Source organism: Pseudoalteromonas sp. MTN2-4 (assembly GCF_042848605.1).
Lineage (GTDB): Bacteria > Pseudomonadota > Gammaproteobacteria > Enterobacterales > Alteromonadaceae > Pseudoalteromonas.
Window position 1 is genome coordinate 984,106 of the sequence record NZ_BTGK01000001.1, and the last position, 18,192, is coordinate 1,002,297.

Annotated in this window: 19 protein-coding genes and 1 tRNA gene; 6 read left to right on the plus strand and 14 right to left on the minus strand. The window is 41.4% G+C overall.

Translation table 11 applies throughout. The features are described from left to right. Positions 1–2 precede the first annotated feature (2 nt). Positions 3–473 carry a CreA family protein gene (locus tag ACGHEH_RS04685; protein WP_390442203.1) on the minus strand — a complete coding sequence of 157 codons (471 nt, stop codon included), beginning with the start codon at positions 471–473 and terminating at the stop codon, positions 3–5. 66 nt (positions 474–539) lie between these two features. Here ACGHEH_RS04685 and ACGHEH_RS04690 point away from each other — a divergent pair, with 66 nt between their 5' ends. The 3 genes from ACGHEH_RS04690 (at position 540) to ACGHEH_RS04700 (ending at position 3,390) form a co-directional block, all read left to right on the plus strand. After that, positions 540–869 (plus strand): 5-carboxymethyl-2-hydroxymuconate Delta-isomerase, encoded by a 330-nt coding sequence (locus ACGHEH_RS04690; protein WP_390442206.1) that lies wholly within the window; start codon positions 540–542, stop codon positions 867–869. A gap of 57 nt (positions 870–926) precedes the next feature. Then, positions 927–1,634 (plus strand): pseudouridine synthase, encoded by a 708-nt coding sequence (locus ACGHEH_RS04695; protein ID WP_390442208.1) that lies wholly within the window; start codon positions 927–929, stop codon positions 1,632–1,634. Between the two features lie 127 nt (positions 1,635–1,761). Continuing rightward, positions 1,762–3,390, plus strand: a complete 1,629-nt coding sequence (locus ACGHEH_RS04700) for a methyl-accepting chemotaxis protein (protein ID WP_390442211.1) — start codon at positions 1,762–1,764, stop codon at positions 3,388–3,390. A gap of 81 nt (positions 3,391–3,471) precedes the next feature. Here the strand turns inward: ACGHEH_RS04700 and ACGHEH_RS04705 are convergent, their stop codons facing one another. The 4 genes from ACGHEH_RS04705 to ACGHEH_RS04720 form a co-directional block, all read right to left on the minus strand. Then, positions 3,472–4,647, minus strand: a complete 1,176-nt coding sequence (locus ACGHEH_RS04705; protein ID WP_390442214.1) for a mandelate racemase/muconate lactonizing enzyme family protein — start codon at positions 4,645–4,647, stop codon at positions 3,472–3,474. 8 nt (positions 4,648–4,655) lie between these two features. Next, a complete protein-coding gene (locus ACGHEH_RS04710; RefSeq protein WP_390442217.1) occupies positions 4,656–5,423 on the minus strand; it encodes a class II aldolase/adducin family protein in 768 nt (255 codons plus the stop codon). A 131-nt stretch (positions 5,424–5,554) separates the two neighbouring features. Next, on the minus strand, positions 5,555–5,875 hold the full coding sequence (locus tag ACGHEH_RS04715; protein WP_058030971.1) for a c-type cytochrome: 321 nt from the start codon (positions 5,873–5,875) through the stop codon (positions 5,555–5,557). A gap of 54 nt (positions 5,876–5,929) precedes the next feature. Beyond that, the gene (locus tag ACGHEH_RS04720; protein ID WP_390442219.1) at positions 5,930–6,472 is read right to left on the minus strand and encodes a DUF2058 domain-containing protein; all 543 of its coding nucleotides are present in this window, start codon (positions 6,470–6,472) and stop codon (positions 5,930–5,932) included. A 260-nt stretch (positions 6,473–6,732) separates the two neighbouring features. On the opposite strand from ACGHEH_RS04720, the gene ACGHEH_RS04725 reads away from it, so the two are divergent. Continuing rightward, on the plus strand, positions 6,733–7,875 hold the full coding sequence (locus ACGHEH_RS04725; protein WP_390442222.1) for an MFS transporter: 1,143 nt from the start codon (positions 6,733–6,735) through the stop codon (positions 7,873–7,875). On the opposite strand, the gene ACGHEH_RS04730 is transcribed toward ACGHEH_RS04725, so the two are convergent. Next, entirely contained in the window at positions 7,848–8,354 is a 507-nt protein-coding gene (locus tag ACGHEH_RS04730; RefSeq protein WP_390442224.1) for a prolyl-tRNA synthetase associated domain-containing protein, read from the minus strand. The genes ACGHEH_RS04725 and ACGHEH_RS04730 overlap by 28 nt on opposite strands. Next, positions 8,347–8,688, minus strand: coding sequence for a hypothetical protein (locus tag ACGHEH_RS04735; protein WP_390442226.1), 342 nt, complete (start codon positions 8,686–8,688; stop codon positions 8,347–8,349). Before ACGHEH_RS04735 ends, ACGHEH_RS04730 begins: the two co-directional genes overlap by 8 nt. Before the next feature lie 190 nt (positions 8,689–8,878). Between ACGHEH_RS04735 and ACGHEH_RS04740 the strand changes: the two genes are divergently transcribed. Then, a tRNA-Ala gene (locus ACGHEH_RS04740) sits at positions 8,879–8,954 on the plus strand. Positions 8,955–9,371: 417 nt separating this feature from the next. After that, positions 9,372–11,219, plus strand: a complete 1,848-nt coding sequence (locus ACGHEH_RS04745) for a cation:proton antiporter (RefSeq protein ID WP_390442229.1) — start codon at positions 9,372–9,374, stop codon at positions 11,217–11,219. 26 nt (positions 11,220–11,245) lie between these two features. On the opposite strand, the gene ACGHEH_RS04750 is transcribed toward ACGHEH_RS04745, so the two are convergent. The 7 genes from ACGHEH_RS04750 to miaA all read right to left on the minus strand — a co-directional run bounded on the left by ACGHEH_RS04750 (position 11,246) and on the right by miaA (position 18,189). Further along, positions 11,246–11,869, minus strand: coding sequence for a tetratricopeptide repeat protein (locus ACGHEH_RS04750; protein ID WP_390442231.1), 624 nt, complete (start codon positions 11,867–11,869; stop codon positions 11,246–11,248). Between the two features lie 118 nt (positions 11,870–11,987). Further along, entirely contained in the window at positions 11,988–13,304 is a 1,317-nt protein-coding gene (locus ACGHEH_RS04755; protein ID WP_058030976.1) for an adenylosuccinate synthase, read from the minus strand. A 179-nt stretch (positions 13,305–13,483) separates the two neighbouring features. Further along, positions 13,484–14,365, minus strand: a complete 882-nt coding sequence (hflC, locus tag ACGHEH_RS04760) for a protease modulator HflC (RefSeq protein WP_390442233.1) — start codon at positions 14,363–14,365, stop codon at positions 13,484–13,486. Positions 14,366–14,370: 5 nt separating this feature from the next. Further along, entirely contained in the window at positions 14,371–15,543 is a 1,173-nt protein-coding gene (gene hflK, locus ACGHEH_RS04765; protein WP_390442235.1) for an FtsH protease activity modulator HflK, read from the minus strand. 99 nt (positions 15,544–15,642) lie between these two features. Beyond that, positions 15,643–16,932 (minus strand): ribosome rescue GTPase HflX, encoded by a 1,290-nt coding sequence (gene hflX / locus ACGHEH_RS04770; protein ID WP_390442238.1) that lies wholly within the window; start codon positions 16,930–16,932, stop codon positions 15,643–15,645. Positions 16,933–16,951: 19 nt separating this feature from the next. Next, positions 16,952–17,221, minus strand: coding sequence for an RNA chaperone Hfq (gene hfq / locus ACGHEH_RS04775; protein WP_390442240.1), 270 nt, complete (start codon positions 17,219–17,221; stop codon positions 16,952–16,954). Between the two features lie 74 nt (positions 17,222–17,295). Continuing rightward, complete coding sequence (gene miaA, locus ACGHEH_RS04780; RefSeq protein ID WP_390442421.1) at positions 17,296–18,189, minus strand: tRNA (adenosine(37)-N6)-dimethylallyltransferase MiaA; 894 nt, start codon at positions 18,187–18,189, stop codon at positions 17,296–17,298. Positions 18,190–18,192 lie beyond the last annotated feature (3 nt).

Genomic DNA, 18,192 nt, shown 5'->3' on the forward strand with positions numbered 1-18,192 from the left:
ATCTATTTTTCTTTGTTAGTCCAATTCCAAGCCTGAGTGTTATACAAAGGCACACTCGATAAAGCATGATGGTGACTACCACTGGTCTCTTTAGTCGAATAAGACAAATACAATAAGGTTTGCGTATCGGCATCGTAAATACGACGCACTTTTAATGATTTAAACAAAATACTTTTAGAGGCTTTAAAAACCACTTCACCATCTTTTGATAAATCTATTTGCTGTAACTGCTCGGCAGTAATTGGGCCTGTTTGTCGACAGGCAATTGACATATCCGAAGGATCTGAAAAATCTAAATCAGCTTCTATATGACTTATATGACAAGTCACGCCTGTTACAAGAGGATCTTGCTTCGCTTTAACCACCACATCTTTGGTAGTAAATAAACCTAAACTGACTTTAGCGGCGTCATCACTACAACCCATTAAGCCTGCAGTGATCAAAATAGCGCCGAGAGTGCGTTTTAAAAACATCTGACAATACATCTATATTCACATAACATAGCGTTATTTACGCATAATTAACGAGCGAAGTCATCTATGCCGCACTTTATCATTGAGCACTCAGACAACTTACATATACAGACCGAAGAACTGGTCGCAACCATTCATCAAGCTGCAATTGGCACAGCGCTATTTGATTTAACGACGGTAAAGACACGAGCGAATAGTTTTCAACATTTTCAGCTTGGTAATGGTAAAGCAGGATTTGTCCATGTCCAAGCCCATATCATGGCGGGACGTGAAATTGAGAAAAAGCAGTTTCTCAGTGAAACCTTACTGTTTGCTTTAGAAGATTTACTGGGCTATGACTACCAACTCAGTGTTCATGTTTACGATTTATTGCCTGAAGTATACAGAAAGAACTGATTTAAAATATCGGCTTTCGTATAATGCCATTACAATGCATTACAAAAGTGATTTAACATGAAATTTCCTTGTCGATTAGATAAATTCGTTAGCCATATAACAGAGTTACCTCGCTCTAAAGTCAAAGCGGGTATAAAAAAACGTAATGCTATAGTGAATGGAGAACTGATCACAAAGTTTGATCACCCAATCTCACAAGATGATCACGTTGAATGGCAAGGCGAGCATATAGCGTATCTAGGTATGCGCTACTACATGCTAAACAAACCACAAGATTATATCTGTGCCAATAATGACGAAATGCACGCCACCGTGTTCGATTTACTTGATGAACCCAACTTAAAAAACTTTCATGTTGCAGGTCGACTAGACATCGACACCACAGGCTTAGTCCTCATCACCAATGACGGCGATTGGTCACACAAAGTCACTTCTCCTAAGCAGAGGAAATTTAAAACTTATTTGGTAGAAACCCTAGAACCTATCAGTGATGAAATGCTGTCTCAATTAGAGAAAGGTGTCATGCTACATGGTGAAAAAGATGCAACTTTACCTGCTAAAGCAGAGCGCTTAGCGACGTACAGCTTAAGACTCTCTATTTGCGAAGGTAAATACCACCAAGTAAAACGCATGCTCGCAGCAGTTGGAAATAAAGTTGTTGAATTACATAGAGAAAATATTGCTGGCATCGAGTTAGATGAAACGCTTGCACCCGGTGAATACCGCGCTTTAAATGAGCAAGAAGTTCAACTGATTCGCAAATAACCATATAAGTATTCAGGGTTTATGAAAAAATATCACATCATAAATCCTGCATTTTCTCAATCCCCGCTTAACATCTACCCTATAATCATGATAGACATGAAAGACTGAACTAAGTTAGGAGTCCGTCGTGCTGTCAGGTATAACCTTAAGAATAAAAATAATTTTATTTACTGCGGCAATTTTCATCTCACTTTTAGTGGTTGCAGTGTTTGGTTTACAAACATTAAGCCGCGCCAGTGAAAGCGATAATATTGCACGCATCAATCAACTAATGAAAAGCACGGTTAATATCGTCGAGCAGTTTGAGCACTATGTAACCATCGGTGAATTAGATGAAGCACAAGCAAAGAAGCTTGCCACAGAAATGCTGCGAGAAAATAAATATCACGATTCGGAATATGTTTATATCGTTGATAATGATCTCAATTTCGTTGCTGCACCGCATGACCCTCAACTTCATGGAACCAGCTTTAATGATTTTAAAGATGCCAGTGGCGGCAGTATCGGTAGCATGGTAGAAAGACTCGTAGGCAACAAAACCAATCAGATCATCACCTATCATTGGACTTCTTTAAGAGAGGGTGAAATTGCGGATATGACTTCTGTGGTGCAAAAAACACGTTTGTTTGGTTGGTATGTTGGCACAGGCATTAGCTCCAAAGAAACCGATGAACGTTATTGGAATACTGCACAGTGGCTACTTACGATTTCACTCGTGATAGCAACTGCATTATCGTTTGCGCTTGCTAAATTTGGTTTAGGGTTATCTAACAAACTAGGCGCCGAACTCGATACTGTGCTTTCGATCGTAAAACGTGTATCTCGCGGTAACCTAAGCACAGACATCAACACCAATAACGCCAATGAAGAGAGTATCATTGCCGCCATGCAATATATGCAGCAGGGTCTGAAAGGCGTTGTCGATGGTATCCAACATGTTAGTACTGAATTGCAAGCACAAAGCCATGACGGTGAAGCTCGTTCCGAAGAATTAGAGCAACTCACCCGCAGCTTAAGTGAAGAAACCCAAATGGTTGCTTCTGCTATTACTGAACTGACAGCCTCGGCGCAAACTGTTGTTGAGCATGCCGAGCAGGCCGCTTACTCAGTACAAGAAGCCGAGCAACAAGGTCAAAATGCTGATAAGCAAACGTCTGAAGCGGCACAAGCAATCGCGCTATTAGAACAGCAAATTGATAGTGCGGGTAACAATATTCGCATTCTAGATGATGAAGTTAAGAATATTGCGAATGTACTGAGTGTTATTCAAAGCATTGCAGAGCAAACCAATTTACTTGCGTTAAATGCGGCCATCGAAGCTGCCAGAGCGGGTGAGCAAGGTCGAGGTTTCGCTGTAGTAGCTGACGAAGTACGCCAGTTAGCGCAAAGAACTCAATCAAGTACTGAAGAAATCCATACCATGATTGGTAATCTTCAGTCTGCGACACAAGAGGCTAAAAACTCAGTGAGCTTAAGTGTAGAGACGTCTGAAAAAACCGTGAAGATGTCTAAAGATGCCAGTGATGCCTTGCAGATGGTTGCCAACTCGCTAGGCGCTATTTCGCAGATGAGCCACCAAATAGCCCATGCAGCCAAGGAGCAGCTTGCAGCCGGTGAAGATACTGCTCAGCGTGTAGTCACAATTTCTGACACAGCGGCGCAAACTGCTAATGTATCTCACCATGCTCATAGCGCAACAGACAGCATTAAAGGGTTAACAAAAGACCTTGAGCATGAGATGGCTAAGTTTAGTTAATACACCACCGAGTTAAAACTTAAGCCATTTAAAAGGGTCACTGTAATGTGACCCTTTTTTAGGTTTAGTGATGTTTAGCTGTTATTTTATTTCAACTCGTGTAGAACGCATCACCACTTCATCATTTAGCTCAATACCGATACCTGGTGCTTCTGATGCTTTGAATACGCCATTTTTCGGCTGTGGATCTTGAATACACAGTTCTCGGTTCCATTTCTTAATCGCATAGGTATGGTGTTCATGAATTAAGAAATTCGGAATAGCCGTTTCTAAATGCAGCGATGCTGCCGTTGCAACTGGGCCACCACATACATGTGCTTGAATACGAACATCAAAGATATCAGCGTAATCACATACTTTCTTCGTCTCAGTGAAACCACCACATAGACCAATGTCTGGCTGTAATACATCTACACTCTGATCTTCTAAATATGGACGTACACCCCAGCGGTTATACAAACGCTCACCACCCGCAATTGGCACTGCCACTTTATCGGCAACTTTGGCATGTAAAGAGTGGTTTAAGTAATTCACCGGCTCTTCGTAATACATACAATCGAACTCTTCTGCGATCTCACCAATTTGAATGGCTGATGTTGCGCCTGGCAAACTGTGACATTCAAAAATAATGTCTACTTCATCTCCTACCGCTTCGCGAATCGAAGCCATACGCGCACGGTATAGCTTCATTTCTGCACGAGAGATAAGCTTAGTACGGTCGTAATAGGTATTACCGTCTTTGTCATACATGATAGGGTCAACTTTAACCGCGTCGTATCCCTCTGCTATCGCTTTATGTGCCGCTTCTGCATATTCATGAGGTTGCACAAGGGCTTTGAACTCATCATCCCAGTCAAACTGTAGTTGCGATGCATAGGTGCGAAGCTCTGGGTTTACCTTACCACCAAGAAGTTGATAAACCGGCAGATTTAATGCTTTGCCTTTAATATCCCAAAGTGCAGTATCAATGGCACTCATCGCAGCGTAAACTACAGGGCCACCGCCTAATCCCCAGAAACTTTCACGTAGCATACGTGACCAAAGCATTTCTGTTTGGAATGGGTCATGACCAATAAGAAAAGCTTCTGCCATTTCTTTGATCATACTCGCTGCAGCACTGTGACCTAAGTCATAGGCAAGGCCTGCTTCACCTACCCCACTGATACCTTCATCAGTATGAATACGAACAAAAACTGGAGTCCAAGCTGGTCTGTCTGGACAATGGATATCAAAAACTTCGACGCGAGTTACTTTCATGTTAGCTCCTATTCAGCAAAGCTGGGATCAAGGCGGTACGCTTTTCTAAGCATTGCAGGCCAGGCTAACTGCCCACCTGTGCTACCGCTATGAACGACATTTGCTTGATTATAAATATTATCAATGATTGGTTGAGGCACAGGCACGGCTTTTTGGCCCGTCGCTTGAATAGCAACTTGAATTTCACAAGCTCGCTGTAAATCATAAAAACGCATAAAGGCATCACCCACAGTTGGACCTACTGTCAAACCACCATGATTAACTAACAGCATATGATTGGTAGTACCTAAATCATTCTGTAGGCGCGCTTTTTCGTCTTCATTCACCGCTAAACCTTCATAATCGTGATAAGACAGCGAGGGCAATGAGAACATAGAATGTTGGCTTAATGGCAATAGGCCACACTCAAGGCTGGCAACAGCAATGGTTTCTTTTGTATGAAGATGGATCACACAGTGTGCGTCTTCTCTTACTTCATGAATAGCGCTATGAATGGTGAATCCAGCAGGGTTTATTTCAAATGGCGTGTCATCCAAAATATTTCCTTGTAAGTCGACCTTCACTAAATTAGATGCTGTCACTTCATCAAAACTCAAACCAAATGCATTCACCAAGTAATGATCTGTACCCGGTAAACGCGCAGACATATGCGTGTAAATTAAATCACCCCAACGCATATGCTCAACAAGACGATAACACGCAGCTAAATCAACACGAAGTTGCCATTCTTGTTCGCTGACTTTGTCTTTTAAGTTGAGTTTTGGTAGTTCAAACATAATTTGCCTTAAAATATTAACTTGGCTCAACCAGCCAATTTAGAAGTTTAGAAGTCTAAATGACTCTTGTTCGATGTTCAATAAAATAAAAACCACCGACATGCGGTGGTTTTTTCATAATCCAATGTGGATTACTTAACTTTTGATAGATAATCAGCAATCGCTTCTAGCTCAGCGTCAGATACATTTGCAACCATCGCCTTCATTGCCATAGACATGCCGTTAGCGCGCGCGCCAGATTTAATGTCTTTCATTTGGTTAAGTAGGTATGTTTTGTTTTGACCATTGATTTTAGGGTATGCATCCATGATAGGTGCTTTACCTTCAGCACCATGACATGTTTGGCACATTTTTGCCGTGTATAACGCTTTACCATCTGCAGCTTCTGCATTGTTTGCAAATGCAGTGAATGCAATGCCTGCACCTAAAACCAGATATTTTACTTTACTCATAATTTTCTCTTCTTGTGTGACTATATGAATTCTTTACTTGCCCCAATCACGACTTTACCAAGTTAAATCGTCTGGTATCTCATAACCCGCATATGGGTCGTCTTCATCGCTTTCAACTGTATCGTCAGCAACATGGAAAACAATGTATTTCTCGTCCACTTCAGCGATCTTACGTGCTGGTTCGTCTTGAAGTACATAAAACTTACCTTCAAGAACACAAATTGCTAAACGCCCTTTTGATAGGGATTGTTTAGTTTGCTCGTTCACATCCAACTCTTTTACTTTATTGTCGTAAGTAAAGTTGAATGTCACTTCACCACGAATTTCGTCTTGGTTGTGGTGCTCTAATATTTGCTTAACACGAGCAACTTGCTCGCGCTCTTTTAGCTCTGCTTGTTTAGCTTGATTTAGCTCTTCGGCTTTGCGCTGCTGTTCAAGCTTTGTTTGTTCAATATGCTTTTGTAAGTCAGATTGATCACTTGTCGCGCCTTTTTTCTTTTTCTTCTTTTGTGCTTTACGTTTTTCGGTTTTAGCAACTTTGGCTTTATGCTCAGTCGTTAAACCTGCTTTTAGTAATTGGTCTTGTAGAGAACCCATGCTGCAACTCCATGAAAATACAATTCCCAATATATTAACTCAGATACACGACACGACAAAGAGAGGTGCAACTGCAATCTAACTAAAGTAAAGCAAATAAAGTGTGATTTAGCGCAAAAAATTACCAACTAATTGATAAAGCTTTAAACTTAATACGTTTCATGCATTAACATGCTCTGCAATTTAACTTTATATTTAGCTAGTCTATTTAGGTTTAGCACAATAGTTTCTTATTTGCGCTGTTTTGGGTATCAGACTTCATGTCATTATTTAAATTACTGCTTTGCTCTGTCTGTACATTTTTAGTCTTATACGCCCCTCAGCCTCTACTACCTATTTTTTCTGAGCTATATGATGTTTCAATTGCAAACAGTGGAACATTAATGACTGTGACTATGCTCCCACTTGCCATCGCACCACTTTGCTATGGCGTTATGCTGAGCCAATTCAATCCATTGTCTATTTTGCGTATCGCCTTACTGATCCTTGCTGCAAGTAACTTACTTTTTGCCTATTCAGATTACTTCTCAGGACTATTAATTTGCAGACTTATACAAGGCCTTACATTACCTGCTGCGCTAATAGGCATGACAAGTTATATCGGCACCACTTTTCAAGGCGATGCACTACAAAAAAATATGACTCTGTATATTGGTAGTTCAATTATTGGGGGTTACTTGGGCAGGATGCTTGCAGCAAATTTTGCCGCATTTTGGCAGTGGCAGAACTTTTTCTACTTAATAAGTGTGAGCTTAGTTGTCCTTGCGTTAATCATTCCTAAACAACTCAGAAAAGAAGAAACCACTAAACAAAAAATAAAGCCCTGGCTTCATTTAGCTCATTTAAAAGACACTGTTCTTTTACGGCTATTCATCGCAATATTTTTCATGTTTTTTTGCTTTGCCGCATTACTGAACTTTTTACCCTTTATTGTACAAAACCAATACGGCATTTCGGATAGTAAAGAAATTGGTTTTATCTACACGGGCTACCTAGTTGGGGCAGTTTTATCTGTTTGTACCCCCTGGCTTAATAAGAAAATTAAAAACGCTTGGGCACTACTGAGCCTGATGTTCATTTTATATTGTGTAAGCCACATCATGCTTACAAGTCATATATTGAGCTTATTTATTATCAGCTTTACCGTTTTCTGTGGCTGTATGTTCGTTATACACGCAACCGCAGCGCCGTTAGCAAACAAAATTAGTTCCGCACCCGCTTCGGTGACTAATGGTGCTTATGTGTCTTTTTATTACAGTGGTGGCGCACTCGGGTCATTCTTGCCCGGGTTTATCTTTGAAGAATATGGCTATATCGCGTTTTTGGCTTGTTTATTAGTGTGTTGCTCACTCGGGCTTATTGCATGCCTTGCTAACTACAAACAAGGCACGTCTATAACTTGAGGCGCATGACTTGTATACTCAAAAAAACGCTCTAAATCTGCTTTGTTTAACACCCAAGTCTGATCATTGATAAACGGGTGACACTGAAATTGCTCAGCCTGCCATAGACTTGATTCTACCCATACTGTAACAACTTGTTCAGTATCGTTAAAAACCGCTAATGCAGAAACACAGCCCGGTTTAACACCTAAATACTTAGCTAACCGTTGAGATGATGCAAATCCCAATCGCGATAACTGTTGCTGTTTAGACAGCGCTTTTAAATCTACCTGATAGTCAGCAGGCACCAATAATAAAAAATGTCGCTTACCGTAGTTATCTCGTAAAAATAGGTTTTTTATTCTTTCACCAGCCCGATTGAGATTAAGTTCATCTGCATCTTGGCACGTGTTTAAAGGCGGGTGTTGGTATTTTATTGCATTGAGATTCAATTGTTTAAATAAGCTCTCTAACTCTGTTAACTTATTAACTTCAGTCACGACACTGGCCTCTTAATTGCACCTTTCGCTCTTTCCAATACACTTCTTCAATATCGTAACCTTGCTGGCAATAACCCTGTTCGTCTAGAGCCGTTTTTAGAAGCTGTACCGCACGTTCTTCTAAAGCTAACTTTAATGCAGAAGAGTCTTCGATATGCTCTTCATTTAAAAACATCTTAAACTCGGTGCGTGAGATCTCTTTTCGAGTATCTAACTTCACCCGAGCTTGTTTCTCAACGGACACAATGAAGGCAAATAATTTTGAACCATTATCAGCCAGACGTGTGTGTAATGTTTGATCTACAACCTTAAAAGGCTCATCAGGCTTTGTCATACATCCAGACAAAAAAATCATCATAAGTACGAACAGAAAGAGGAATTTCAACATAGTAAACTGACCAAAACGCTTATTATTTTGACCATCAGTGTAACAAAGCGCGTAAAAACTTTGTGATTTTTTTACCGCTAGTATTGACGAAGAAATAAAAAAAATATAAATTTCCAGCGTATCCAAACTGGAATATGGGGCTATAGCTCAGCTGGGAGAGCGCCTGCCTTGCACGCAGGAGGTCAGCAGTTCGATCCTGCTTAGCTCCACCACTTTCCACCTTTCATTAATTCTTCATTTTAAGTACATATTCTCCTAATCAGGTCTATGTTTAACTAAATGACTTTATCGTATTGTGCTGGTTAGCTCAGAGTGTCTTTTGCCAAAAAAATTAACTGACAATTACTTTATAAATCGTTATATATTTGTTTTATAACGCTCCTTTTAATAAATTTTTTTATTCTTGGAGTGGTATTATACCAATCCTCTTAATTAAGAGATTTATTTTGAGGCAAGGAAAACTGGTCGATAGCAAGGCAAAAATTTTGATATTTAGTTGTTCTAAATAAGAAATTTTTAACGAAGCAAGCGTCAGTTTTAGTCCCTCAAAATGATTGAGTGTTATTGAGGAGTGGTATCACAGTAACTAGCTAGTCATATTCACGTATGACTAAATGATAGGAGAGTGCATGTCAGCTATTTATATTGCTGGAATTGCCGTTTTTTCAGTCTTTGCGCAATGGTTAGCTTGGATCTTTAAAGTTCCTGCTATCTTATTTCTTTTATTAGTTGGCTTATTACTTGGTCCAGTTACCGGCCAGCTCGACCCTGACCTTTTACTGGGCGATTTACTCTTCCCTGTCGTGTCTTTATCCGTTGCAATTATTCTTTTTGAAGGCGCACTTACCCTTCATTTTCGAGAATTAAAAGGCATAGGTAAAATTGTTCGTAACCTCTGCTCAATAGGTATGCTTGCGACCTTTATCATTATTGCTTTAGCTGGTTATTATGTTTTACAACTAGATTGGCGCGTCGCGGCTATTTTAGGTGCTGTGCTGGTTGTAACAGGCCCAACAGTCATTGCGCCTATGCTTAATGCCATGCGACCAAATCAAGATATTGACCGTGTCTTGAGATGGGAAGGCATTGTAATCGACCCTATCGGCGCATTATTCGCAGTACTTGTCTTTGAAGCTGTCAGTCTGGTTGGCAGTGGCGAGGTATTTGGCCATACCATGTGGGCCCTATTCTCAACACTTGGGGTTGGACTTGGCATTGGTATCATAAGTGGCTGGCTCACTACCCTATTGATACGAAAAGAGTGGCTGCCTTATGAACTACATAAGTTTGGCATTTTAGCGCTCGTTTTATTCAGTTTTACGCTTTCAAACCATTTAAGCCATGAGTCAGGCTTATTAGCTGTCACTGTGTTTGGTATTTGGTTGGCTAATCAAGACGACCTAGAAATTGATTCTGTACTAGAGTTTAAAGAAGACTTATCTATGATATTAATCTCCAGTCTTTTTATCCTTTTGGCAGCGAGACTTGAAGTGAGTGATCTTATGCTACTAGGTTTAAATACCTTGGTCTTTATCGCCATTGTACTTTTCGTTGCGCGACCAATTTGTATTGCGGTTTCAACGTTTAATTCAGATTTATCGTTTAAATCTCGGGTATTGCTATCATGGATTGCCCCGCGAGGAATAGTTGCCGCTGCAGTGGGTTCTGTTTTTGCGTTAAGTATGATTGAAAAAGGCATTCCTGATGCCGAAAAAATCGTGCCGCTGATCTTCACAATCATCATAGTCACTGTGGTACTTCAAAGCCTAACTGCCACCCCCTTCGCTAAGTTTTTAGGTGTCCGCCAGCCAAGTCCAAACACTCTACTGATTATTGGTGCTAATCATGTTGCACGTGCAATAGGTAAAGGTTTGCAAGAACAAAATATCAGTGTGCATTTATCAGATCCTGCCTGGGAGAACTGTAAAATGGCACGTATGGACGGCCTACAATGTTACTACGGCAACCCACAATCCGAGCATGCTGAACGGTACTTACCCATGACGCAACTCAATAAAGTGCTAGCTCTATCGCCTAACCGTCACCATAATGCGCTTGGTGTACAGTATTTTTCTCATTTATTGAATGAGCAGAGCGTATATTCACTCCGTTCTTCTACCAACCACGCCAAAGCAAACAAGGACAGTGCAACATTTTTATCTCGCCAAATTTTATTTGGTGAACAAGGTAGCTTTGCCAAACTCAGTAGCCTGATCTCAAAAGGAGGCAAGATAAGCGCAACTAAGCTTACAGAAGAGTTCGATTGGCAAAAATATCAAGAGGTAAATAAAGAGGCTCTGCCCCTATTCATTATTGAAGAAAATACTAAAGATGATGAACAAATTGAAATTCGTCCGTTTGTAAGTGAACAAAAGTATGTGCCAAAAGACGGGGATAAAATCGTTGCTCTGCAGCCACCCAAGATGAGCGTACTGAAAGATTCATACTTGCAAAATGAATCTGAGGCTGTGAGTTAACAATAAATTGAGTCAGGTTACCAATTTTACATTGGTAACCTTGCCCTGCGAACCACGCTCGCAGGCATCTTCCTAGCAAGATCTGCCAATGCCGCTTCTATCTGCTTGTGAACTTTTTTGTCAGCTACTACTGAGTGAAATAACCATCGATACGCGTCTTCATAATCTCTTGGGCTGCCATGACCTTCATTGAATAAGCGCACTAAACGCATTTGCGCTTTTAAATCACCTTGCGCTGCAGCTTCACGCAAATAAGTAATGGCCATTGCCTTATCAGCTTGTACCAGCTGTCCCACATCGTAATACCTGCCTAACTGCTCCAGCGCTGAGGCTAAGCCCTGCTCTGCAGCTTGTTTCATATAATATAGGCCAAGCTCAACGTCGCGCTCTACACACACTGCATAGGCCAACATATCACCATACAAAAATTGATACGAGGGCAACGCCATGGTTTCTGCACGTGCTTCGATATCTTGCACGAGCTGACACTCATCGTCTTTGACTCGTTTTAAATGCTGGTTCTTTTTAATTAATTCAATTAATTCAGCTTGGCTGTAAAGCGGCACGGCTTTTAACTCTCCCGGCTGCGCAAAAGAGAATTGACTTATACTGGCTAATAGTAAGCCGATTAAATGACGCTTTTGAGACATAAACACTCACCCATATAAATGACGCTCAGATCATTCAATAAATATACCAAGGTTAATCAGCACGAAAAGATTCAGGCATAAAAAAAGCTGCCGAAGCAGCTTTTTCAACAAGATTGAATTACGCACCAAATGGGTTACGAACAATCATTGTTTCGATACGGTCAGGACCTGTAGAAATGATGTCTACTGGTACGCCTGTGATTTCTTCGATACGCTTGATGTAGTTGATAGCCGCTTCAGGAAGCTGCTCTACTGACGTTGCACCAAATGTATTTTCAGACCAGCCTGGCATTTCTTCGTAAACAGGTGTTACTTTCTCGTAGCCTTCAGCCGCAAGTGGTGTAACGTTTGTTACTGTGCCATCTTCTAACTGATAACCAGTACAGATCTTAATAGTTTCAACACCATCAAGTACGTCTAGTTTAGTTAAACAGAAGCCTGAAATTGAGTTGATCTGTACAGCGCGACGCATTGCAACAGCATCAAACCAGCCAGTACGACGTAAACGACCTGTAGTCGCGCCGAACTCATGGCCTTTGTCACCTAAGTGCTTACCTACTGGATCTTGCTTATCAAGACCATCGTAAAGTTCTGTAGGGAAAGGACCTGAACCTACACGCGTAGTGTAAGCTTTAACGATACCAAGTACATAATCTAGGTTAAGTGGACCGAAACCTGCACCCGTCGCAACACCGCCAGCAGTTGTGTTTGACGACGTTACATATGGGTATGTACCGTGGTCAATATCAAGAAGTGTACCTTGAGCACCTTCAAATAAGATGTTGTCGCCAGCTTCACGCGTTTGGTCAAGTAGCTCAGTTACATCTACAACCATTGCTTTTAAGATATCAGCAACAGCCATTGCATCGTCATAAGTCTTCTGGAAGTCAACTGGGTCTACTTTGTAGTAGTTAACTAATGTGAAGTTATGGTACTCAAGAATTTCTTTAAGTTTTGCAGCAAACTGCTCTGGGTTGAATAGATCACCAACACGAAGACCGCGACGAGCCACTTTATCTTCATATGCAGGACCGATACCACGACCAGTTGTACCAATCGCTTTTTCGCCACGCGCTAGCTCACGCGCTTGGTCTAATGCTACGTGGTAAGGCAAGATAAGAGGACATGCTTCACTGATAAGAAGACGCTCACGAACTGGTACACCTCGCTCTTCAAGCATACCCACTTCTTTCATTAACGCATCAGGTGCTAATACAACACCATTACCAATTACACACTTAACGTTGTCACGTAAAATACCTGACGGGATTAAGTGTAGAACGGTTTTCTCACCATTGATCACCAAAGTATGACCCGCGTTGTGGCCACCTTGATAACGCACAACAAGAGAAGCTTTATCTGTTAGTAGATCAACTACTTTACCTTTACCTTCGTCACCCCATTGGGTGCCTAGTACAACGACGTTTTTACCCATTGCAATATCACTTAGAAAAAATTAGGCGAGGATTTTACCAGAAAATGACAACGAAGATAACCGTAAAAGTGGTATTTTTTCTGTACTGTGGGCGCGAATAAAACAATGTTTTGAAATGCAACAAAAAAAGCCCTGAAAATTTCAGGGCTTTTTAATTAAGAAATACGAGCGCTATTTAATTACTTCGCGCCTTTCGCATCCTTCATATAGTCAAAGAACTCGCTGTCTGGTGATAGCACCATAACATCGCCTTTGTTATTGAAGGTTTTCTTGTATGCTTCTAAAGAACGAACGAAACCGAAAAATTCCGCGTCTTTATTGTATGCATCAGCGTAGATCTTAGCCGCCGTTGCATCGCCTTCACCTCGTACGCTTCGCGCATTACGCTCAGCATCAGCAAGCATAACCGTCACACGACGATCCACTTCTGCACGAATTGTTTCAGCTTTTTCTTGACCTTCAGAACGGTGCTCTTTAGCTACCGCAGTACGCTCAGCACGCATACGACGGAAGATTGACTCACTGACTTCATTAGGTAGATTGATTTGTTTTACACGGACGTCTAAAACTTCTATACCTAGCTCAGTTGCACTTTCAGATGCTTGTACCAAGGCTTCTGCCATTAACTCACTACGCTCACCAGAAACAATCTCTTTGATTGTACGGTTACCAAAGTTAGTTCTCAGACCGTTATTCACTTTTTGCTTAAGTAGCGTTTCAGCATATTGCTTATCACCACGCGCACGTAGGTAGTAAGCACTAAAATCATTCACTCGCCATTTAACAAATGAGTCAACGATTAGGTCTTTTTTCTCACTCGTAACGAAACGATCTGGTGCACCGTCAAGCGTTTGAATACGCGCATCAAGCTGCTTTACTTGGCTAAAGAAAGGCACTTTGAAATGAAGACCTGGGCCGTATACAACTGCATTGTCTTCACTGTCTTTTTGCACCTTACTAAATAGTAAAACAATCGCACGTTGACCTTCTTTAACAACAAAAACCGATGAAAATGACATCAACACGGCAACAATTAAGAGGATAGATCTAAAATTTCTCATAACGCTTATCTCCCGCTGTTGTTATATCTGTCATTTGAAAAACGGTCTCTAGCGCTATTCACAGTACTATTATTACGTGATTGCTGACCTAAAGTTTGACGTAATTGATTAAGGTCGCTCGCATTTGGTAGTGTCATCGCGCCTTGTTGACCACTGCGCTGCATGATCTTATCAAGCGGTAAATACATCATGTTGTTACCACCTTTGACATCAACCAACACTTTACTACTGCTACCTAATACTTCTTCCATCATATCGATGTAAAGACGCTGACGAGTTACTTCTTTCGCAGCTTGATACTCAGGTAAAAGTTGCTCGAATCGTGCTACTTCACCCTGTGCTTCAAGAATAATACGCTCTTTGTAACCTTCAGCTTCTTGCGTCATACGAGTAACTTGACCACGTGCACGCGGCTCGATTTCTCTTTCATATGCTTCTGCTTCACGAATGAAACGCTCTTCATCTTCTTGTGCAGCAATCGCGTCATCAAACGCATCTTTTACTTCAGCTGGCGGACGAGAGTCTTTAAAGTTCACATCAGTTACGATTAAGCCTAGGTTATACGGTTCGATAATCTTATTTAACTCGTCCCATGTACGTTGACGAACGACTTCTCGACCCGTTGTTAACACTTGGTCCATGCGTGAATGACCAACAACATAACGAAGCGCACTATCAAGCGCTTGTTGTAAGCTGTGATCAGCATCTGTCACGCTAAAGCGATATAGCGTTGGGTCTACAACACGATACTGAACTTCGAATTCAACACTCACTACGTTTTCGTCTTCAGTCAGCATGAAGCCTGAAGCCGATAACGAGCGAACTGCTTCGATGTCGATTGGGATCACTTGTTCAATAAACGTTGCCTTCCAGCGTAAACCTGGCTCTGCAATTCGGTCGAATTTACCGAACTGTAATACAATGCCTCGCTCGGCTTCTTTCACGGTATAAATACCACTTAGAGCCCAAACAACGATGGCAATTAGCAATACAAAGGTAATACCTGCACCGCCTAAGCCACCGTTACTACCACCAGGTTTGCCGCCAAAAATACCGCCAAACTTATCGCCGAATTTACGGAATACTTCGTCAAGATCGGGTGGGCCTTGATCTTTACCACCGCGCTTTTTCCACGGATCGTTATCATTGCCATTCTTACCCGGCTCATTCCAGGCCATAGCTATACTCCATTGTTATCTAAAATGAATTAAGTTAAATCTAACAAATATCTCGCATGACTTATATCTTTATGCGAAGAAAATCGTAACAGTCTTTGTTTAATCTGAAACGATGAACTGCTCGATATTTGCACCTTGTTCTTTTTTCAATCTTTCCCAATCAACTTGTGGGATGCGTACATTAAGCAGCCAATTACCTTGCTCATCATAGCTTTCTTGTTTTACGCCATTTAAATTAAACAGCGAACCACGTAATTTACCTGACGCAGGTGGTATACAAAGTGTGTGAGCAAACACTTTCTTTGCTAGTAGCTTAGAGATCGCCTCTAGTAGTAACTCGGTACCTTCACCAGTCTGTGCTGACAACCACACGCGAATTGGCACACCTTCATCGTTAAAGTCAATTCTTGGCTTAACATCTTCTAAGAGATCAATCTTGTTATAGACTAAAAGCTGAGGAATTTCATCTGCTTCAATCTCTTTAAGAACCGATTGTACCTCTTCTATGTTCTCTTTTCTTCTATTGTCAGCAACATCTATCACATGCAATTGTAGATCTGCTTCACGGGTCTCAGTCAGTGTCGCTTTAAATGCAGCAACTAAATCGTGTGGTAAATGTCTTATGAACCCTACCGTATCAGCGAATATTACAGGGCCAATATCGTCAATTTCTAACTTTCTAAGGGTCGGGTCAAGTGTTGCAAAGAGCTGATCTGCAGCATAAACTTCAGCATCAGTAACAAAATTAAACAAGCTAGACTTACCCGCATTGGTGTAACCCACTAACGACACAGTAGGCACTTCATTTCGACTACGCGCACGTCTGCCCTGCTCTCGAACCGTGGCGACTTTCTCAAGCCTTTTACGTATACTTTTTATACGCTCTCTTAATAAGCGGCGATCGGTTTCAAGCTGAGTTTCACCTGGACCCCGCAAGCCAATCCCGCCTTTTTGTCGTTCTAAGTGGGTCCAACCACGGATCAGGCGCGTTGAGATATGCCTTAGCTGGGCAAGCTCAACCTGTAGCTTACCTTCGTGAGTACGTGCTCGCTGAGCAAAAATATCTAAAATCAGCGTCGTTCTGTCTAATACACGACACTTACAGATACTCTCTAGGTTTCTTTCTTGAGAGGGGCTGAGTTGGTGATTAAAGATGATGACATCTGCATTGTGGATTTTGACAATCTCAGCGATTTCTTCTGCTTTACCAGTTCCGACAAACAGTTTGGCATGTGGTGCTTGGCGACTGCCTTGCACAACCGCCAAACTTCTAACACCAGCAGAAGATACCAACATTTCTAACTCTCTGAGATCTTCTCGATCTCCTTCGTTTTGAAAGTCGATATGAACTAAGATTGCCTGTTCGCCGGCTTCATAACGGTCAAACAAGCATTACGCTCCTAAAAAATTAATAATTACCTTCTTCGCTACCAGAATTCTCTGAGTTATCACCGCCTTGTGCAGATTGGAAATTTACTGCTCTAGCTGGCACAACTGTTGAGATAGCGTGTTTGTAAACCATTTGGTTCACTGTATTTTCAAGTAAGATTACGAATTGATCGAATGATTGGATCTTACCTTGTAATTTGATGCCGTTAACTAAAAAAATTGAAACAGGAATGCGTTCACGACGTAGTACATTCAAAAATGGGTCTTGTAAAGATTGGCCTTTTGCCATTGTCTTATCCTTCGTTTTAGGTGTTATTATATTTTCTTTGTTGAGAAAACTCGAACAGCTTGATTTATCAACTACTAATAGCTTAGCGAAGTTAGAACACGTTGCAAGTTTTCTTGCGTATCAGTCTCTAACCAAGTCACATTTGGCCATCCCCTCAACCAAGTTAATTGTCGCTTTGCGAGCTGTCTCGTCGCCGCGACTCCTTTAAATAACATTTCATCGTGATCGTATTCGCCGGCTAAGTGTTCCCACATTTGTCGATATCCAACACAACGTATCGACGGTAAATCTAAATGTAGGTCTTCTCGCTGATATAGGGCCAAAACTTCATTTTTAAACCCCTGATCTAGCATTATTTTAAATCTTTTTTCGATTCTTTCATGTAAGACTTTACGGTCAGAAGGGGCGATGGCGAATTGATGAAACGTATAAGGTAATTCAGGTTGCTTCTGTTGCTGCAACTCTGTCATAGTTTTACCCGTCAAACGATACACCTCTAGCGCACGATTAATGCGCTGAGAATCATTTTCGCTGATCTTCGCTGCAGCTTCTGGGTCAACCTCACTCAAAAGTGCATGAAGTGCAGGCCAACCAAGTTCATTGGCTTCTTTTTCTAACTGGGCACGGACTTGGTCATCCGCTTCAGGCAAAGGTGATAGACCTTCTATTAACCCCTTAAAATACATCATGGTGCCGCCGACTAAAATAGGCACTTTACCTTTCGCATGCAGCGCATCGATACATTCAATGGCATCACGTCTAAACTCTGCAACTGAGTAACTCTCTTTGGGATCGATAAGATCAATCAATTTATGTGGCGCTTGTGCCAGTTCTTCCGCATTGGGTTTCGCAGTACCAATGTCCATCCCTTTATACACGAGCGCAGAATCAACACTAATTATTTCTGTGTCTAAATGCTGACATAACTCAATTGCCAATGCTGTTTTACCAGCGGCGGTTGGCCCCATTAG